Origin of the sequence: Mesorhizobium sp. B2-8-9 (genome assembly GCF_006439475.1) — a bacterium.
Taxonomy (GTDB): Bacteria; Pseudomonadota; Alphaproteobacteria; order Rhizobiales; family Rhizobiaceae; genus Mesorhizobium.
The window spans coordinates 81,725-98,941 of record NZ_VFTQ01000024.1 but is presented as its reverse complement, the minus strand read 5'-3'; the positions used below and the strand labels follow the sequence as shown (position 1 = coordinate 98,941).

Here is a 17,217-nt window from a genome sequence, read left to right as displayed (position 1 = left end):
TCATTCAGCCTGGCTCCCTTCCTCTCCCTCCGGAGGGGGGAGAGGTGGCGCTGCGAAGCAGCGACGGAGTGGGGGAACCACCTGGCAACCATCTCTCCCCTTGAACGAGAAGGAAGGGAGGAACGCATGAACCGCTCTGTTGCCTCCAAGCGCTCCTCTTGGCCGCGATGGGCAAGGCGCGGCCTGATGGAAAACATCGCGACCACGATCATCGCGATCGGCTTCTTGATGCTGTTCCAGCCTTTCGCGCTGTCGCTCTACACCTATTCCTTCATCACCATGCTCACTGGCACGGTGATGTTCATCATCGTCTCGAAATTCCCGGAATAAAGATGGCCGAGATCCGCGTTCAGAACCTGAGGAAGGCCTTCGGCGCATTCGTCGCCGTGCAGGATTCCAATTTCGTTGTCGAGGACGGCGAGTTCTTCGTCATGCTCGGGCCATCCGGCTGCGGCAAGACGACGACGCTTCGCATGATCGCCGGGCTTGAATTGCCGACCGGCGGCAAGATCCTGCTCGGCGGCGAGGACGTCACCATGCGCCGGGCGCGCGAGCGCGACATCGCCTTCGTCTTCCAGCTCTTCGCGCTCTACCCGCACATGAATGTGCGCAAAAATATCGGCTTCCCGCTGCTGGCGCAGGGCATGCCCTCGGCCGAAATCCGAAGCCGCGTCGAGGAGACAGCAAAGCTACTGCGCATCGACCATCTGCTCGACAAGTCCGTTTCCGGCCTTGCTGGCGGCGACCGCCAGCGCGTCGCGCTCGGCCGCGCCATCGTGCGGCGGCCGAAATGTTTTCTCATGGACGAGCCGCTCGGCACCCTCGATACCGAGTTCCGCGACCTGATGGTGCATGAGCTGCGCGAGCTGCACAACCGCATCCATGCCACGACGGTCTATGTCACGCACGACCAGATGGAAGCGATGTCGATGGCCGACAAGATAGCGGTGATGAACCATGGCGTCATCGAGCAGTTCGGCACGCCGCGCGAGATTTACGACCGGCCGGCGACCATGTTCGTCGCCGATTTCATCGGCTCGCCGCCGATGAATTTCCTGAAATTCGGCGGCGGGCTCGCCAGGGGCGCGAAGGAGATCGTCGTGCAGGGCGCCAAGGTCGCGGTGCCGGAGGTACGCGAGGATGTGGCACCCGCCGACATGGCGCTCGGCATCCGGCCCGAGCACATCCGCTTCGACGATGGCTCGAAGCTGCGCGGCGCGATCTACGGCACCGAATATCTCGGCACCACGCAGATCGTCGCCGTCGAGACGGCCGACGGCATCATCAAGGCGCGCGTGCCGGCGGGCATCCATCTCAGCCCCGGCGAACAGGTCGGGCTGGCGCTGAACGGTGCGAGGCTGTCGCTATTCGAGAAGGGTTCCGGCCGCGCGGTCAGGACCGCCATGCATGATCAGGCAGCGGAGGCGCGCCATGGCTGACGTTCACATCCAGGGCGTGACCAAGAGCTTTGGCGACACCGTCGCGATCGACGATCTCGACCTCACGATCAAGGACGGCGAATTCGTCGTGCTGCTCGGGCCGACCGGCGCCGGCAAGACGACGACGCTGAGGCTGATCGCCGGACTGGAACGGCCGGACAGCGGCACGATCCACATCGGCGGCCACGACGCGACGGCGCTGTCGCCGGCCGAACGCGACACCGCCTTCGTCTTCCAGCAATATTCGCTTTATCCGCATCTTTCGGTGTTCGACAATCTCGCCTTCCCGCTGCGCTCGCCGGCGCGGCGGTTTCCCGAAGAGGCGGTGCGCCGCCGTGTCGAGGAAGTCGCGCGCATGGTGCGCATCGACCACAAGCTCGACAACCGCTCGACGAAACTGTCCGGCGGCGAGATGCAGCGAGTCGCCATCGGCCGTGCCCTGGTGCGCAAGCCCGCGATCTACCTGATGGACGAGCCGCTGTCCTCGCTCGACGCCAAGCTGCGCGCCGATCTCAGGCTCGAGCTGAAGCGCATCCAGTCCGAGCTCGGCGCCACCATGCTCTATGTCACGCACGACCAGATCGAGGCGATGACCATGGCCGACCGCATCGGCATTCTCGCCGATGGCATGCTGGTGCAGATCGGCACGCCGCGCGCGATCTATTCTGAGCCGGCAAATCTTCATGTCGCGGCGCGCCTCGGACAGCCGGCTATCAACCTTCTGCCGGCCGGACTGCTGCCTGACGGCGGCGCCCCGACCGGAACGACGACGATCGGCGCGCGCACCGAGCATCTCGCGATCGAGAAGGCGATGAACGGCCATGCCGACGGGGTCGTCGACTGGGTCGAGCATTTGGGCGACCAGAACCACCTGCATGTGACGGTTGGGCCGAAGAAGCTGGTGACGCTCACCGATCCGGACACGCCTTTAGCCAAAGGGGATAAGGTGACGATCCGCTACCTGGCGCCGCTCTATTTCGGCTCGGACGGGCAAAGATTGATGTAGCCGGCCACGCGCTTATCGCACACCGATTGACGACCGCAGATTACGGACGGGACGAAATCCATGAAGCACTTTTTCAACCGCAAGGACACAATCGTCACCGAGGCGCTGGACGGCTTCCTCGCCACGGCGGGATCGGGCGCGCTGGCCCGCCTCGACGGCTATCCCGAGATCAAGGTCGTGCTGCGCGCCGACTGGGACAAGTCGAAGGTGGCGATCGTTTCGGGCGGCGGCGCCGGGCATGAACCCTCGCATGCCGGCTTCGTCGGGGCCGGGATGCTGACGGCGGCCGTCTCCGGCGAGATCTTCGCTTCGCCGAGCGTCGAGGCGGTGCTGGCGGCGATCCGCGCGACGACGGGACCGGCCGGCTGCCTGCTGATTGTCAAGAACTACACCGGCGACCGGCTTAATTTCGGACTGGCCGCGGAGAAGGCGCGCGCCGAGGGGCTTGCGGTCGAGATGGTGATCGTCAGCGACGACATCGCCCTGCCCGATATCGCGCAGCCGCGAGGCGTCGCCGGCACGCTGTTCGTGCACAAGATCGCCGGTCACCTGTCGGAAGCCGGCCATGACTTGGCATCGGTTGCCGCAGCGGCGCGCGCGGCGGCCAAGGATATCGTTTCGCTCGGCATCTCGCTTTCCTCCTGCTCGATCCCCGGACAGGCGCACGAGGAGCGCTTCGGCGCCGAAGACGGCGAGCTCGGCCTCGGCATTCATGGCGAGCCGGGCGTCGAGCGCATCGCGCTGCAGAGCGCCAGCGCATTCGTCTCGGTCATGGCCGAACGCCTCGCGGCGCGGCTCGATCCCGGCAGCCATTATGCCCTGCTGATCAACAATCTCGGCTCGGTGCCGCCGCTCGAAATGTCCTTGATCGCCAATGCGGTGCTCGCTTCGCCGCTAGCGAACGCCGTGGCGCTGACGGTCGGCCCCGGACATCTGATGACGGCGCTCAACATGAACGGCTTCTCGCTGTCGCTGCTCAAGCTCGACGCGGAGCGCGAGGCGGCGCTGCTGGCGCCGGTCGGCCCGCATGCCTGGCTGCCGGCAAAACCGGTTCGTCAGCCGGTCGTTATCGCGATGGCCAAGCCCGCCACCGGCGCAGCCACGAAGCCCGCCAGCCGCGATGCGGCCGCCGAGCGGCTGATGAAAGCCGTCTGCCAGAAGCTGATCTCGCTCGAAGAGCCGCTCAACGGGCTCGACGCCAAGGCAGGCGACGGCGACACCGGCTCGACGGTGGCGATGGGCGCGCGCAGCATTCTCGAGCGCATCGACACGCTGCCGCTCGCCGACAAGGCCGCGACATTTGCCGCAATCGGCGATACGCTGGGTGCGTCGATGGGCGGCTCCAGCGGCGTGCTGTTGTCGATCTTCTTCACCGCCGCCGCACAGACTTTGCGTTTCGGCGCAACTTTACCCAGGGCCTTGCTCGCCGGGCTCGACCGGATGATCTTCTATGGTGGCGCCAAGGTCGGCGATCGCACCATGGTCGATGCGCTGGAGCCGGCGCTGAAAGCCCTGGACGCAAGCGGGCTGGAAGCAGCGGCAGAGGCAGCGCGGCAAGGCGCCGAGGCAACCGCGGCGATGCAGAAGGCGAAGGCCGGGCGTTCCGCCTATATCGGCAGGCAGCTTGACACAGCGGATCCCGGCGCCTTCGCGGTCGCCGAGGTTTTCGCCGCCGTGGCGGCGCTGTTCGCCCCGGCATGAAGGACAGGAAATGGCGCCAGCCGATTTCTCCCGATTCATCGCGGCGGCCGCCGACACGATCGCAGCGCATGCCGAGGAGTTGACCGCGCTCGACCAGGCGATCGGCGACGGCGATCATGGGCTGAACATGAAGCGCGGCTTCGAGGCGGTGCGCGCCGAGGCTGACGCCTTCGCGGCAAAACCGCTGCCCGAGGCGCTGAAGGCGGTCGGCACCAAGCTGGTGATGACCGTGGGCGGCGCTTCCGGGCCTCTCTTCGGCACGCTGTTCATGGCGCTCGGCAAGGAATTGCCGGGAGCACCCGATCGAAGTGGCTTATCCGCGGCACTGGGCAAGGCGATCGAGGCGGTTGCCGCGCGCGGCAAATCGCAGCCGGGACAAAAAACCATGCTCGATGTGCTGGCGCCGGTGTATGAGGCATTGGCGCAAGGCAAGACGGCAAGCGAAATCGCCGACGTCGCCGATAAGGCCGCAGAGGCCACGGTGCCGATGAAGGCCCTGCGCGGGCGCGCCTCCTTCCTGGGAGAACGCTCGATCGGGCATATGGACGCCGGAGCGCGCTCGACCGCGCTGCTGGTGCGCGCAGTCGCCGAAACTGTCGAGGGCATTTGATGAGCAATGTCGGTATCGTCATCGTGTCGCATTCGCCCCTGGTCGCCGAGGGCACGGCCGATATGGTGCGCCAGATGGTGGGCGACGAAGTGCCGCTTGCATGGTGCGGCGGAAACGGCCATGGCGGCCTCGGCACCAGCGTCGAGGCGATCATGGGCGCGATCGACAAGGCCTGGTCGGAAGCGGGCGTCGCCATCCTGGTCGATCTCGGCGGCGCCGAGACCAACTCGGAGATGGCGGTCGAGATGATCGGCGAGCCGCGCTCCCACAGAATAGTCGTCTGCAACGCGCCGATCGTCGAAGGCGCGGTGATGGCGGCGACCGAATCCTCCGGCGGCGCCTCACTCAAGGAAGTGGTGGCGACGGCGCATGAATTGTCGCCGTCGTGAACGAACGGGAACCGACTGAATGTCCGCATCCGCCGAAGCAACGGTCCTGATCACCCACGCGGTGGGACTGCACGCGCGCCCTTCGGTGAAGTTCACCAAGCTTGCCAAGTCGTTCGCGGCCGAGGTGGAAGTGGCGGTGGCGGCAAACGGTCCGTGGTTCGACGCCAAGAGCATCGTCAAGGTGATGGCGGCCAAGGCGCCGAAAGGGACCATGCTGCATATCCGCGCCAAGGGCGATGGCGCGACCCAGGCGGTGAAAGCACTGGTCGATCTGGTGCAGCGTGACTTCGACGAGGACGCGGATCATGCCCGGTCCGCTTGAGACCGATCCGAATGTCGCCAGGCCCGCAAGGAATGCGAGCCATGCGGGTTGAGGGTATCCCCGCCTCACCCGGCTACGCCGAAGGCCCGCTGTTCGACCTCGACCAGCCTCCGGCCAGCTACAAGGCCAAGGCGAGCGCCGAGGAAGAACGAGCCGCATTGGTGAGCGCAGTCGGCAAGGCCGTCGGCCGGCTGGCAGCGCTGGTCGAAACCGCCAATGGCGACGCCGCCGGCATTCTCGAATTCCACATCGCCATGCTGGAGGACGACGCGCTGAGCGGTCCGGCCTTGTCGGCGATCGGTTCCGGACTGCCGGCGGACGCCGCCTGGCGCGCGGCGCTGGACGGCGAGATCGCCGGCTATGAAGCGGCGGACCAGGACTATTTCCGCGCTCGCGCAGCGGATTTGCGCGACATCCGCGACCAGGTGCTGCGGGCGTTGAGCGAGGACAGCGAGGCCGCGACACCGCCGGGCGCGATCCTTTATGGCGACGATATCGCGCCGACGCGCTTCCTCGAAACCGATTGGAGCAAGGGCGGCGGCATCGCGCTCAAGCGCGGCAGCACCGCCAGCCATGTCGCTATGCTGGCGCGCTCGCGCGGCGTGCCGATGGTCGTCGGTCTCGGCGACGAGGCTGAAACGCCCACCGGTGTCGCGCTGCTCGATGCCGAACGCGGCGGAATCATCTTTTCGCCTTCGCCGGCCGAGATCGAAACCTTCCGGCAGTCCGCCTCCACCTTCGCCGACCGCCAGGGCGCTGCGCGGACATTCCTGACGGAGCCGGCGGTGACCAAGGCCGGCACCGCCGTGCGCGTCCAAGTCAACATCGCCTACCCTTCCGATGTCGACGGCATCGAAATCGAAAGCTGCGACGGCGTCGGCCTGATGCGCACGGAGTTCCTGTTCGGCAAGACGTTGCCGGATGAGGAGACGCAATACCGTGCGTATCGCAAGGTGCTGGAATGGGCAGGCGACAAGCCGGTGACCATCCGCACCGTCGATGCCGGCGGCGACAAGCCGGTGCCGGGTTTCACCGTCGAGGAGGCCAACCCGTTTCTCGGCCTGCGCGGCATAAGGCTTTCGCTCAAGCGGCGCGACATTTTTCGCGTGCAGATACGGGCATTGCTGCGCGCCGCCATCCACGGCAATCTGAAGGTGATGTTCCCGATGATCGCCACGCCCGAGGAGTACAGCCACGCCGCCGCGCTGTTCGCGGAAGAACAAGCCGCGCTTGCCGCGCAGGGCGTCGCGCACCGGCTTCCGCCACTCGGCATCATGGTCGAGGTGCCGTCCGTCGCGCTGACGCCGGAGGATTTCGCCGATGTCGCCTTCTTCTCGATCGGCTCCAACGACCTGACGCAATATGTGATGGCGGCGGCGCGGGACAATGCGGCGGTCGCGCATCTCAACGCCGTCCGCAACCCGGCGGTGCTGCGGCTGATCGCTGCGATCACGGCCTTCGGACGGGAGAGAGATATTCCGGTCAGCCTATGCGGCGATGCCGGCGGCGATCCGGCAGCCATCCCGGCCCTGCTCGCGGCGGGCCTGCGCGACCTGTCGGTCGCGCCGGCGCAACTCGCCATGGCCAAGGCGGCCATCGCGGACATTCCAGTGTAGACGCGGCATGGCCAGGACCGAGAAGATATCGGAAACAGGCTCGGAGGAGGCGATCCGTGCCTACAAGACGATCCTGTCGCAGGTGATCGACCAGCGTCCGTCGGGCATGCGCCAGCGGCTTGCCGACGCGCTCGGCAAGCACCGCAGCTTCGTCACCCAGATCTCCAGTCCGGCCTATTCGATCGCGATCCCGTCAAAGCATCTGCCGTCGATCTTTTCGGTCTGCCATTTCAGCCAGGCCGAGCGCGACCAGTTCATGGCCGCCTATCACCAGGCGCATCCCGGAAAAGTTCCGGCGGCCCCCGGTCTGCGCAGGACACGCCATGTCTCGCTCATCGTGCCGGATTTCGGCGACGACAGGCAGAACGCCGCGCTCGACCGGGCGATCAACGAATTTATCCAGAAAATAACCAGCATCGCCGGCAAGGGCAGCGGCTGAGCAAGAGCAATTCCAGGAAAAGTGTCCAGCGGTTTTTCCGTTCGGAATTGCGTAAACTAAGACGTCGGGAGGACTGCCATGAAGAAATTCATCAACTCGGTGGACACGGTCCTGACCGAAAGCCTCGACGGTTTCGCGGCCGCTCATGCCGACATACTCGTGCTTGGCGACGACCACAAATTCATCCGCCGCAGGGCGTTGAAGCCAGGCAAGGTGGCGCTGATCTCGGGTGGCGGATCCGGCCACGAGCCGCTGCATGGCGGCTTTGTCGGCCACGGCATGCTGGACGCCGCCTGCCCCGGCCAGGTCTTCACCTCGCCCACGCCCGACCAGATGCTCGCGGCCGTCCAGGACGTCGACACCGGCGCCGGCTGCCTGTTCATCGTCAAGAACTACGAAGGCGATGTGATGAATTTCGACATGGCGGCCGAGATGGCGGACCGCGTGCTGCAGGTGGTGACCAATGACGACGTCGCGGTCGAGAACTCGTCCTACACGACCGGACGGCGCGGCGTCGCCGGCACGCTGGTGGTGGAAAAGATCGTCGGCGCCGCCGCCGAGCAAGGCATGCCGCTGCCCGACCTCAAGGCGCTGGGCGACCGCGTCAACGCCGCGACGCGCTCGATGGGCGTGGCGCTGACCAGCGGCACGGTGCCCGCCGCCGGCAAGCCGACCTTCGAGATCGGCGACGGCGAGATGGAATTCGGCGTCGGCATCCATGGCGAGCCCGGCCGTCGGCGCGACACGCTGAAGAGTGCCGACGCCATCGCCGAGGAGGTTTGCGCCGCGATTGCCGGCGACTTCGGCGATCGCGCCAAAGGGCCGGCACTGCTGTTCGTCAACGGCTTCGGCGGCACGCCGTCGATGGAGCTCTATCTGATGTACAACAGCGCCCGCAGGGTGTTCGAGAGGCAGGGCGTGACGGTGGTCCGCTCGCTCGTCGGGTCCTATGTGACGTCGCTCGACATGGCGGGATGCTCGATCACGCTGACCATGCTGGACGACGAAACGTCAGCACTTTGGGACGCGCCGGTACACACGGCGGCGCTGCGCTGGGGCATGTAGCCGGCTTCAGCCAAGACCGAAGCCCGACGCCTCAAAGCGTCTTTGACGCCACGGCCACCACGCTGGAGAGTTTTCCAGCCTTGCGCAGCAAAGGCGCCTCATATTTCTTCTTCGTCATTTCCAACACCCTCCGGATCAATCCACAGAATGGACGATCCGCGCGGAAAGTCAAACTCACAAGCCGGCTTTGCCGCCGCGCACTGGTTTCCAGTGTGCTTTTCTGTAAGCATGGCTTGTTGCTATCATTCGAACGCCGTCCGGGTTGATGCTGCCTTCTCTTGCGCCTGCCGATGAAAAACTGCTGCTGACCTTCGCCGACCCAGAGGCATCGGCCGCCATTGGCGATGGCCTTGCGGCAGCAACCCTGCTGGCGCTGCTCGCCAACGCGGAGTTCCACGGCGTGTTGCCGATCATGCTGCGCAAACTCAGGGAGATCGGTGACGCCCGACTGCCGCAGGACGCAACCCTGCAGCGGAGACTGTCGGAGTTGCGCGACGAGGCGACGATGGCGACCGGCCAATCGATGCTGCTGCAGTACCATGGCGACCGCATCATGAAAGCGCTGGCTGCAAGGGGCGTGCCGGCCAGGATCGTCAAGGGGCCGGTGTTCGCGCGCAAGCTTTACAGCCAGATTGCGGACCGTCCCTTCACCGACATCGACATTCTCGTCGACCCCGCCAGCATCGAGGAGGCCAACAAGACCATCGGCGAATGCGGCTTCGAGCTCGGCAGCGACGAGGCCGCGTCGCATGAACTGCAGGAATTCAAATGGCTGGAGAAAGAGAACTCCAGCCTGCTCATCGAATTGCATGGCAATCTGGTGCACGACACCGGCATGCGCAGACGCCTGTCGCTTGGCTTTCGCGAGTTGCAGGCGATCGACGGCGGCGAAACCGACACGCCGGCCGCGCTGCTCACCATCGCCATCGTGCATGCGGCCGGCGGCCACAAGTTCCACCGCCTGCAGCTCTGCGTCGACGTGCTGCAGGCGGTGCGGGCGCTGAAATCGTCTCAAGAGGAAGCGCGGCTGCTCGATGCCGCCCGCATGACCGGCATCGAGCTCGAGCTGGCCACAGTCCTCAACGTCACCGGACGCCTGTTCGACGCGCCGCGCGCGATCGAGCTTGCCGACCGCATCAAGCCGGACCTCTCGATACGGTTGGCCAAATGGCTGATCACCGGCAACATGCTGCTTCGGGTCAATTCCCGCGAAAAGCTGCGCTCGCGCCTCAGCCGCGATGCCTTCCGCTGGGTGCAGAGGCTGGCGCGGCCGCGACCGTATCCAGTCTGAGCTCGGCATGGAGAACCCGCTCTCGGCCGTATTCATCACCGAGATTTCGTCCGTCACTGCGCCCATGCTTGCGCGCTGGGCAAATAACGGCCATCGCGTTGCTGCCGTGGTCGTGCCGGGCCCACTTGCCGGCAAGCGCTTCAGCTTCAGTGTCCTGCGCCGCCGCCTGCGGCGACGGTTTGCGTTGAGGTCTCATCTCGGCCACGCCATGCCTCCATTGATCGAATTCAGCCCGCCCCATGACTGGGATGCGCTTGGGCCGCGGCTCAGCGCGGCCCGCGCCGATCTTTTGATCTGTTTCGGATACGGCAAACTGATCCCGCAAACCGTGCTGGAGCTGTTTCCGAAGGGCGGCCTCAACCTGCATCCCGCGCTTCTGCCGCACTATCGCGGCCCGCATCCAATGCACCGGCTAATTATCGACCAGATGCATGAAGCCCATGGCGGCGTGACCTTGCACAAGATGACATCCGGCTTCGATGCGGGCGATATCTTGGCGCAGGTTAGCTTTGCAGCAGAGGATTGGCGTTCGGCCGCAACGGTGAACCAGGCCCTGGCCAACGCAATGGCTGTGCTCGCGACGGATGTTGCGCCTGAGTTTTGCAGGGGCAGGCTTGCCGGAATGCCCCAGCCGGATGGGGCCTATGTCTGGGCGCGCATCGAGCGCGGCCCGTTTATCGTCGGCAAACAATTTTCAAGCGAGCATGTCGCGCGGCTATGCCGGATCGTCGGGTCGAGTGTTCCGGTCAGTGTCCTGATCAATGGCAGACCGGTCCGGCTCGCTCAGCCGATCCGCCGCCTGGGACCACCCAGCGGCGAAGCCGCGAAATGCCGACGGGGACTTGTGGAATTCGACTGCGCCGACGCGCGCGTCGTGCATCTGGTCTACAACAAGCTGTCCCGGCTGTTCTTGCGTTGGCAGTCAAAACCTCGCCACCGCGGTCGAGAGCAGCCATCCCTCGACATCCGGCGTTTCGGCGCGAAGGACTGAGCACGCGTCAACTTGGCAGCGCAGCCTGGATCAACTCCGCCGCCTCGGCCGGACTTGCCCCGACTTCCAGCGTGAAGGTCGGCACCGCCTTCACCAGCGCCGCGATCGTCGCCATGCGCCTTTTCTGCAGCGACAGCAGGCCGGTCATGCCGGTCCTTACATTGTCGGTTGCCAAAGCCACCATGGCGTCTGTCCTGGCCATCGGCAGCAGCCGGGTCTCGGCGTCTGCCGAGCGTGCAAGGTGCAGGAGCGCTGTGACGGGCCTGGCGCGCACATCCTCGACGCGGATGATGTCGCCGAGGCGGTCCAGCGGAACGGATTGCTCGCCCTCGGCGTCCCAGTTTTCGCCGAGGCAAGGCGCGACGAAGGGCAGCATCGCCGCGGTGTTGCGGTGGACCTTCACCCGGCGCGGCATGCCCCAGGCCGTGATGTCTTGCGCCGTTGCGTTGAGGATCATCACGTCGTCCGAGCAAAGGCCGAAGCCCCGGGACGCAAGCGCCAGCGAGGTCGTCGACTTGCCCGTACCGCTTGGCGCATGGATGAGAACCAGGCCGTCCTTTCCAGGCAAGGTGAGACCCGCAGTGTGCAGCATATGCTGGCCGTCCGCATCGAGTGCTGCATCCAGCACCATCATCAGCAAAGTCCACTTGATCTTGCTGGCGGGATGAAGACGGATTTCGGCCCGGCCCTCGCCGTCGTGGATCGACAGCGCCTGCTGGCCCGGAAAGACGAGATGGAAGACGCTTCCGGCGTCGATCATGCGGCAATGGCCGTCCAGCGGCACGTCGCCGTCGAAAGCCAGCTTTCCTTCGGGGTTTTCGTGCAACTGAAGCGTTTCGACAATGTTGACGCGAAAACCGGGCTGGACAGGCTCGTTCATACGCAGGGCGCCGAGCATCAGGTCGAAGCTCGGCCACAGGTCGGCACGCGCGGCGGTGATGCCTATGACTTGGCCGTTGAGATCATAGCGGAAGGTCTGGTCGCTCAAGCGGCTGGCGCCTTCATGCTGGCCGGGTGGCGGTAGATCTCCACCATGCCGGGCTGGCTGTCACTCACCACTGGCTTGCCGTCGAGGCAGACCCAGCAATGCGCCGACAGGCGAGGCTCGTGCATCGACCTGGCGTCGACGCCGAAACGCAGCTCTGGTTTAAGACCGGCCATGCGCAGAAAGCGGAAGCCGAGCAGACCTTCGCGAAGGCATCTGCGGTCGCGCATCAGCCAGGGGCGTCGCACCGTCCGCTTGACGCGATGGACGATGTAGGTCCAGGGCAAGTCGCGATAGGGTGCGGGCGACTGCAGCGGCGCCAGTTTCAACACGCTTTCGAAATCGCGCCGGCCGACCAGCACCGGCATCAGCCGGGCGCTGAGCCACAAATGGACGCGGAACAGGGCGCGCAGGACCGGTCCGTCGGCCATCACGCGTCCGGGTCGGCGAGAATGCCTTCAGCCACCAGCTCGGCGGCCAATTCGGCCATATCCTGATCGAGCGTTGCCTTGTCGACCTCGAATTCCTCCGACAGCAGATCGACGATCTGGTCGAGCTTGCGCGCGCCGTTCACCTTGTCGAGAAAAGCCTCGGTCGTGTCGTTGCAGGTGTAAAGCTGGCCGCTGCGCGCCAAAAGCACGACCGCGCCATCGCCGACATGCTGCACGGACGCATCGTCCGCCATGCGCAGCACCGTTTCAGAGCCGATTTCAGCCATGCGCCCTCCAGTCCAGCAAGAATGCCGCAGAGCAAGTAGCGCGACAAGGCAGTGCTGTCCATTGCCGCATGGTGCCGTCAGGAGTTGGCAGCCTGTGCGGATGCATCGGACAGCTTGTGGCAATCCGGCAACAATCCTGACCAAATCGCGACAAAAAGGTGTTCTTTCGATGACCAAAAAGCGATGGCTATGGTATTCGACGTTGGCATTCTTCGGATTTGGGGCATCTATGAAAAGGCTCATCCTTTCTTCAACTTTCCTGGTGGGGTTTGCTCACACTTCGTTTGCTGCCGACGTCTTCGCGCCGCAAGACACTGCCGTCTATAATTGGTCGGGTATTTATGTCGGCGCTGATGCCGGTTATGGCTGGGGCAATTCCACCCAAGATTTCGACGGCATCGACTACAACGTACCGCTCGATCCGAAGGGCTGGCTCGGCGGCTTATATGCCGGCTACAACTATCAGCTTTCGAACGGCGTCGTTCTGGGCGTCGAAGGCGACTTCAATTTTTCGGATATCGACTCGAAGGGCGTTCGCGGTATCAGTGCTGGTGTGGACGATCCAACCTTCAGTTATGGATCCGACCTCAAGTGGACTGGCTCGCTACGCGGGCGGCTTGGCTATGCAGCAGGCCAATTCCTGCCTTTTGTGACAGGCGGGCTGGCCGTCGGCCGCTACGAGAACTTCCAAACAGCCGCAGGAGTTCCCTACTCTCATACCAATACCTTCACCGGCTGGACCTTAGGCGCCGGTGTGGACTATGCGATGAGCGAGCATATAGTGTTGCGGGTCGAGTATCGTTACACAGACTTCGGCGATAAGCACATCGTCGACCCAGTCTGGACGGACTGGAATGTTGATCTATCCACTAACGACGTTCGGATCGGCATCGCCTACAAGTTCTGAGGGTCCACAACACGTGACGCTACTTATTGCTGTGTATTTCGCAATCAAAAAAGGGAAGCCTGCTGGGCTCAGCCAAGCTGGCTTTTGTCTTTTGACGGAATCGACGGAGTGCGACTTCAGCGTCTCTATGGCCGCAAAACGACAATCATCGAATGTTGTCTAGCTGACCAAAAGCGGGGATTGCATTTCTTTCCTAAATAAGCTGTGAAGTCGCCGGGGTTTTTTGGGGAGATAGTGCCATGCGTTACAATTGGGATCGGGCTCCGACGGCTTTCGAGCGTCATCGCAAGGCATTGGCGGCCGCCATTCTGATCGCCGGCGGCGTCGGGCTGATGCTGGCGGCACTGCCGCTCTAAGCCGGCTTTCAATCCGCGACCGGCAGAACGGCGCTCCAAGCGAAACGCCGCTGGGGAACTTTGACGAGCAACGTCGATCAAAATGCAGGGAGACATGGCCGCGAGAAGCGGCTTAGGCTATGGCCAGACGATGGAATGTTCCTGGGGAGGAAAGTCGATGGCCTCACGCTACCGCGAAGTCTATGAGAGCTGGAAACGCGACCCCATAGGGTTCTGGGCCGAGGCGGCGAAGGCGATCGACTGGTATAGGCCGGCCGAAAAGGTCTTTGATCCGGAAGCCGGCGTTTATGGACGCTGGTTCACCGGCGCCACCTGCAACACCTGCTTCAACGCCATCGACCGCCATGTCGCCGGTGGCCGCGCCGACCAGTTGGCGCTGATCCATGACAGCGCGATCACCGGCACAGTGCGGAAATTCACCTATGCGGAGCTAAAGCGCGAGGTGGTCGCGTTGGCGTCGGTGCTGAGGCATCGCGGCATCGGCAAGGGCGACCGCGTCATCATCTATATGCCGATGGTGGCGGAGGCGGCCGTCGCCATGCTCGCCTGCTCCCGCATCGGCGCCGTGCATTCGGTGGTGTTCGGCGGCTTCGCCTCGCACGAGCTCGCCACCCGCATCGACGACGCCAAGCCGAAGCTGATCATCACCGCCTCCTGCGGCCTGGAGCCAGGCCGCGTCGTCGCCTACAAGCCGCTGCTCGACAAGGCGATTGAGATGTCGAAGCACAAGCCGGACGCCTGCCTCATCCTGCAGCGCGAGCAGCTGCGCTGCGAGATGCACGACAATTACGACTTCGACTATGCCGATGCGGTTGCGCGCGAACGCGCCGCCGGCGCCAATGTCGACTGCGTGCCGGTTTTAGCCACCGACCCGCTCTACATCATCTACACCTCCGGGACGACCGGGCAGCCGAAAGGCATCGTGCGCGACAATGGCGGCCACATGGTCGCGCTGAAATGGACCATGGACAACGAGTTCGGCGTCAAGCCGGGCGAGGTGTTCTGGGCGGCTTCCGATGTCGGCTGGGTGGTCGGCCATTCCTATATCGTCTACGGACCGCTTCTGCATGGCTGCACCAGCGTGCTGTTCGAAGGCAAGCCGATCGGCACGCCGGACGCCGGCACCTACTGGCGGGTGATCTCTGAGCATGGCGTGGTGGCGCTGTTCACCGCGCCGACCGCGTTCCGCGCCATCAAGGGGCAGGATCCCAAGGGCGAGTTCGTGCCGAAATACGACCTGTCGAAGTTCCGCACGCTGTTCCTTGCCGGCGAGCGCGCCGACCCGGAAACGATCAAATGGGCGGAGCAGAAGCTCGACCGTCCCGTCATCGACCATTGGTGGCAGACCGAGACCGGCTCGCCGATGACGATCAATCCGGCGGGGCTCGGGCTTTTGCCGGTGAAATACGGCTCACCCGGCGTGCCGATGCCGGGCTACGACATTTGCATCCTCGACGATGCCGGCCACGAGGTGGCGCGCGGCACGCTCGGCAATGTCGTGGTCAAGCTGCCGCTGCCCGCCGGCTGCCTGCCGACGCTGTGGAACGCCGACGCCCGTTTCCGCCAGGCTTACCTCGAGGAGTTCCCCGGCTACTACAAGACGGCTGACGCCGGCATGATGGACGAGGACGGCTACCTCTATGTGATGGCCCGCACCGATGACATTATCAACGTCGCCGGCCACCGGCTCTCGACCGGCGCCATGGAAGAGGTGCTGGCGGCTCATCCCGATGTCGCCGAATGCGCGGTCATTGGCATTGCCGATGCCATGAAGGGCCAGGTGCCGCTCGGCTTCGTCGTGCTCAATGCCGGCGTGTCGCGCGATAGCGGCACGATCGAAAGTGAGGTTGTCGGGCTGGTGCGCGAGCGGATCGGCCCGGTTGCGGCCTTCAAGACCGTGGTGACGATCAAGCGGCTGCCCAAGACCCGCTCCGGCAAGATCCTACGCGGCACGATGCAGAAGATCGCCGACAAGGAGGAATGGACCATGCCGGCGACGATCGACGATCCGGCGATCCTGGACGAGATCACGGCGGCGCTGAAGGGCCGCGGCATCAGGGTGTAGTCGCCGGCAGACGACCGCGTTAAGGATCAATTTACCAATTTGTACCGCACTGCAATCGCTTATTGTGCAGCGCAGCAATAAACTTTAAAGTTTGCGTAGGGGGGCCATACCGGAGGCACGGCATGGCCCAGCACAAGACGACATTCGGCGGTGTCGACATACTGCGATTCCCGGCTGCCGTCATGGTGATGTTCTGTCACTATCTGGCGGCTGTCGCGCTGATGGCATTGTCGCTGCGCCTCGACCTTTCCTGGCCCGGCTGGCGGCGGATCGGGCTGATGACCTATCCGCTCTATCTCATCCATGATGTCGTCGGCGCGGCCATGATCGCGGTAAGCTGGCTGATCGCGACCGAGGCCGAGCCGCGCATCCGGCTGCTCTTGGACCACACGCTGTTTCGCTATCGGTTGAACCCCGCCTGACGACGCGACTGCCGATCGCGCGCCGGTGTGGAATTGTTTGCATTCGGCATGATATCGAGGCGCAGATCAGTGCAAGTAGCCGAGCCTCAATCCGTGAACCTTTTCCAACGATCGAGACGCCCTCGACCCGCGCCACGCGAGCGCCTCGTCATGGACATGCGCGACATGGTCGTCTACGCAATCGGCGACGTGCATGGCTGCCACGACGAACTGCGCGCGCTGGAGCAAAAGATCCAGATCGATGCGCAGCGCTTCAGCGGTCGCAAGATCATCATCATGCTGGGCGACTATATCGACCGCGGGCCGCATTCGCGGCGCGTGATCGACCATCTGATGGCGCCGCCGCCGAAGGGCTTCCAGCGCATCTGCCTCGTGGGAAATCATGAAGTCGCGCTGCTCCTCTATCTGGACGGTCATCTCTCGCGCGAAACCTGGCTCGGCTATGGCGGCCGCGAAACCCTGTTCTCCTACGGCGTTGACCCTGACCGGCTGATGAGCCTCTACGGTTCGAGCGAGCAGGCGGATGCGCGCATACGCGAGGCCATTCCAGCCAGCCATGTCGACTTCCTGCGCACGCTGCCGGCGATGGTCTGCTCCGAGCATTTCGTCTTCGTGCATGCCGGCATCCGTCCCGGCGTCGCGCTCGAGGCGCAGGACGAGGGCGATCTGCTCAACATCCGCGAGGAGTTCTTCCAGGCGGCGCACCGTCTCGACCGCTGGGTGGTGCACGGACACACGATCGTGGATGTTCCGTCACTCGATGGACGCCGGCTCGACATCGACACCGGCGCCTTTCAAACGGGACGACTGACGGCGCTTAGGATCGTCGGCAAATACGGCCGGCTGCTGTCTTCGAGGGATTAGGACGGTTCACGCTCCTAGGCTGAACCGCCCC

Annotated in this window: 18 protein-coding genes and 1 pseudogene; 16 read left to right on the top strand and 3 right to left on the bottom strand. The window is 64.5% G+C overall.

Going from position 1 to position 17,217, the window contains the following annotated elements; translation table 11 throughout:
• Window positions 1-126: 126 nt before the first annotated feature.
• The 12 genes from FJ423_RS24720 (at window position 127) to FJ423_RS24665 (ending at window position 10,869) form a co-directional block, all read left to right on the top strand.
• A complete protein-coding gene (locus FJ423_RS24720; protein WP_140845641.1) occupies window positions 127-330 on the top strand; it encodes a hypothetical protein in 204 nt (67 codons plus the stop codon).
• A 2-nt stretch (window positions 331-332) separates the two neighbouring features.
• Window positions 333-1,439 (top strand): ABC transporter ATP-binding protein, encoded by a 1,107-nt coding sequence (locus FJ423_RS24715; RefSeq protein ID WP_140845640.1) that lies wholly within the window; start codon window positions 333-335, stop codon window positions 1,437-1,439.
• A complete protein-coding gene (locus FJ423_RS24710) occupies window positions 1,432-2,445 on the top strand; it encodes an ABC transporter ATP-binding protein (RefSeq protein WP_140845639.1) in 1,014 nt (337 codons plus the stop codon). The genes FJ423_RS24715 and FJ423_RS24710 overlap by 8 nt, the downstream gene beginning before the upstream one ends.
• Before the next feature lie 60 nt (window positions 2,446-2,505).
• Window positions 2,506-4,146, top strand: a complete 1,641-nt coding sequence (locus FJ423_RS24705; protein WP_140845638.1) for a dihydroxyacetone kinase subunit DhaK — start codon at window positions 2,506-2,508, stop codon at window positions 4,144-4,146.
• A 10-nt stretch (window positions 4,147-4,156) separates the two neighbouring features.
• The gene (gene dhaL / locus FJ423_RS24700; protein ID WP_140845637.1) at window positions 4,157-4,756 is read left to right on the top strand and encodes a dihydroxyacetone kinase subunit DhaL; all 600 of its coding nucleotides are present in this window, start codon (window positions 4,157-4,159) and stop codon (window positions 4,754-4,756) included.
• Window positions 4,756-5,145: a dihydroxyacetone kinase phosphoryl donor subunit DhaM gene (gene dhaM / locus FJ423_RS24695; protein ID WP_140544084.1), complete on the top strand. Its 390-nt coding sequence runs from the start codon at window positions 4,756-4,758 to the stop codon at window positions 5,143-5,145. The genes dhaL and dhaM overlap by 1 nt, the downstream gene beginning before the upstream one ends.
• A 19-nt stretch (window positions 5,146-5,164) precedes the next feature.
• Window positions 5,165-5,467: an HPr family phosphocarrier protein gene (locus FJ423_RS24690; protein ID WP_095766133.1), complete on the top strand. Its 303-nt coding sequence runs from the start codon at window positions 5,165-5,167 to the stop codon at window positions 5,465-5,467.
• A 41-nt stretch (window positions 5,468-5,508) separates the two neighbouring features.
• Window positions 5,509-7,083: a phosphoenolpyruvate--protein phosphotransferase gene (ptsP, locus tag FJ423_RS24685; RefSeq protein ID WP_140845636.1), complete on the top strand. Its 1,575-nt coding sequence runs from the start codon at window positions 5,509-5,511 to the stop codon at window positions 7,081-7,083.
• Between the two features lie 7 nt (window positions 7,084-7,090).
• Complete coding sequence (locus FJ423_RS24680) at window positions 7,091-7,522, top strand: hypothetical protein (protein WP_140845635.1); 432 nt, start codon at window positions 7,091-7,093, stop codon at window positions 7,520-7,522.
• A 78-nt stretch (window positions 7,523-7,600) separates the two neighbouring features.
• Entirely contained in the window at window positions 7,601-8,587 is a 987-nt protein-coding gene (dhaK, locus tag FJ423_RS24675) for a dihydroxyacetone kinase subunit DhaK (RefSeq protein WP_140845634.1), read from the top strand.
• 265 nt (window positions 8,588-8,852) lie between these two features.
• Window positions 8,853-9,878 carry a nucleotidyltransferase family protein gene (locus FJ423_RS24670; protein ID WP_140845633.1) on the top strand — a complete coding sequence of 342 codons (1,026 nt, stop codon included), beginning with the start codon at window positions 8,853-8,855 and terminating at the stop codon, window positions 9,876-9,878.
• A gap of 7 nt (window positions 9,879-9,885) precedes the next feature.
• The gene (locus FJ423_RS24665) at window positions 9,886-10,869 is read left to right on the top strand and encodes a formyltransferase family protein (RefSeq protein ID WP_181174890.1); all 984 of its coding nucleotides are present in this window, start codon (window positions 9,886-9,888) and stop codon (window positions 10,867-10,869) included.
• A gap of 7 nt (window positions 10,870-10,876) precedes the next feature.
• On the opposite strand, the gene FJ423_RS24660 is transcribed toward FJ423_RS24665, so the two are convergent.
• Genes FJ423_RS24660 through FJ423_RS24650 form a run of 3 tightly spaced genes read right to left on the bottom strand, consistent with a single transcriptional unit; the run spans window position 10,877 to window position 12,572 of the window.
• A complete protein-coding gene (locus FJ423_RS24660; RefSeq protein WP_140845631.1) occupies window positions 10,877-11,857 on the bottom strand; it encodes a serine kinase in 981 nt (326 codons plus the stop codon).
• A complete protein-coding gene (locus FJ423_RS24655; RefSeq protein ID WP_140845630.1) occupies window positions 11,854-12,285 on the bottom strand; it encodes a lasso peptide biosynthesis B2 protein in 432 nt (143 codons plus the stop codon). Before FJ423_RS24655 ends, FJ423_RS24660 begins: the two co-directional genes overlap by 4 nt.
• Complete coding sequence (locus FJ423_RS24650; RefSeq protein ID WP_095766141.1) at window positions 12,285-12,572, bottom strand: PqqD family protein; 288 nt, start codon at window positions 12,570-12,572, stop codon at window positions 12,285-12,287. Before FJ423_RS24650 ends, FJ423_RS24655 begins: the two co-directional genes overlap by 1 nt.
• Before the next feature lie 229 nt (window positions 12,573-12,801).
• Between FJ423_RS24650 and FJ423_RS24645 the strand changes: the two genes are divergently transcribed.
• The 4 genes and pseudogenes from FJ423_RS24645 (at window position 12,802) to FJ423_RS24630 (ending at window position 17,186) form a co-directional block, all read left to right on the top strand.
• Window positions 12,802-13,479, top strand: coding sequence for an outer membrane protein (locus FJ423_RS24645; RefSeq protein ID WP_181174889.1), 678 nt, complete (start codon window positions 12,802-12,804; stop codon window positions 13,477-13,479).
• Window positions 13,480-13,992: 513 nt separating this feature from the next.
• Entirely contained in the window at window positions 13,993-15,900 is a 1,908-nt protein-coding gene (locus tag FJ423_RS24640; RefSeq protein WP_140845628.1) for a propionyl-CoA synthetase, read from the top strand.
• Window positions 15,901-16,100: 200 nt separating this feature from the next.
• Window positions 16,101-16,322, top strand: a pseudogene (locus tag FJ423_RS24635) (acyltransferase); the annotation flags it as partial.
• 150 nt (window positions 16,323-16,472) lie between these two features.
• Window positions 16,473-17,186 carry a metallophosphoesterase gene (locus tag FJ423_RS24630; protein WP_224545094.1) on the top strand — a complete coding sequence of 238 codons (714 nt, stop codon included), beginning with the start codon at window positions 16,473-16,475 and terminating at the stop codon, window positions 17,184-17,186.
• Window positions 17,187-17,217: the final 31 nt, after the last annotated feature.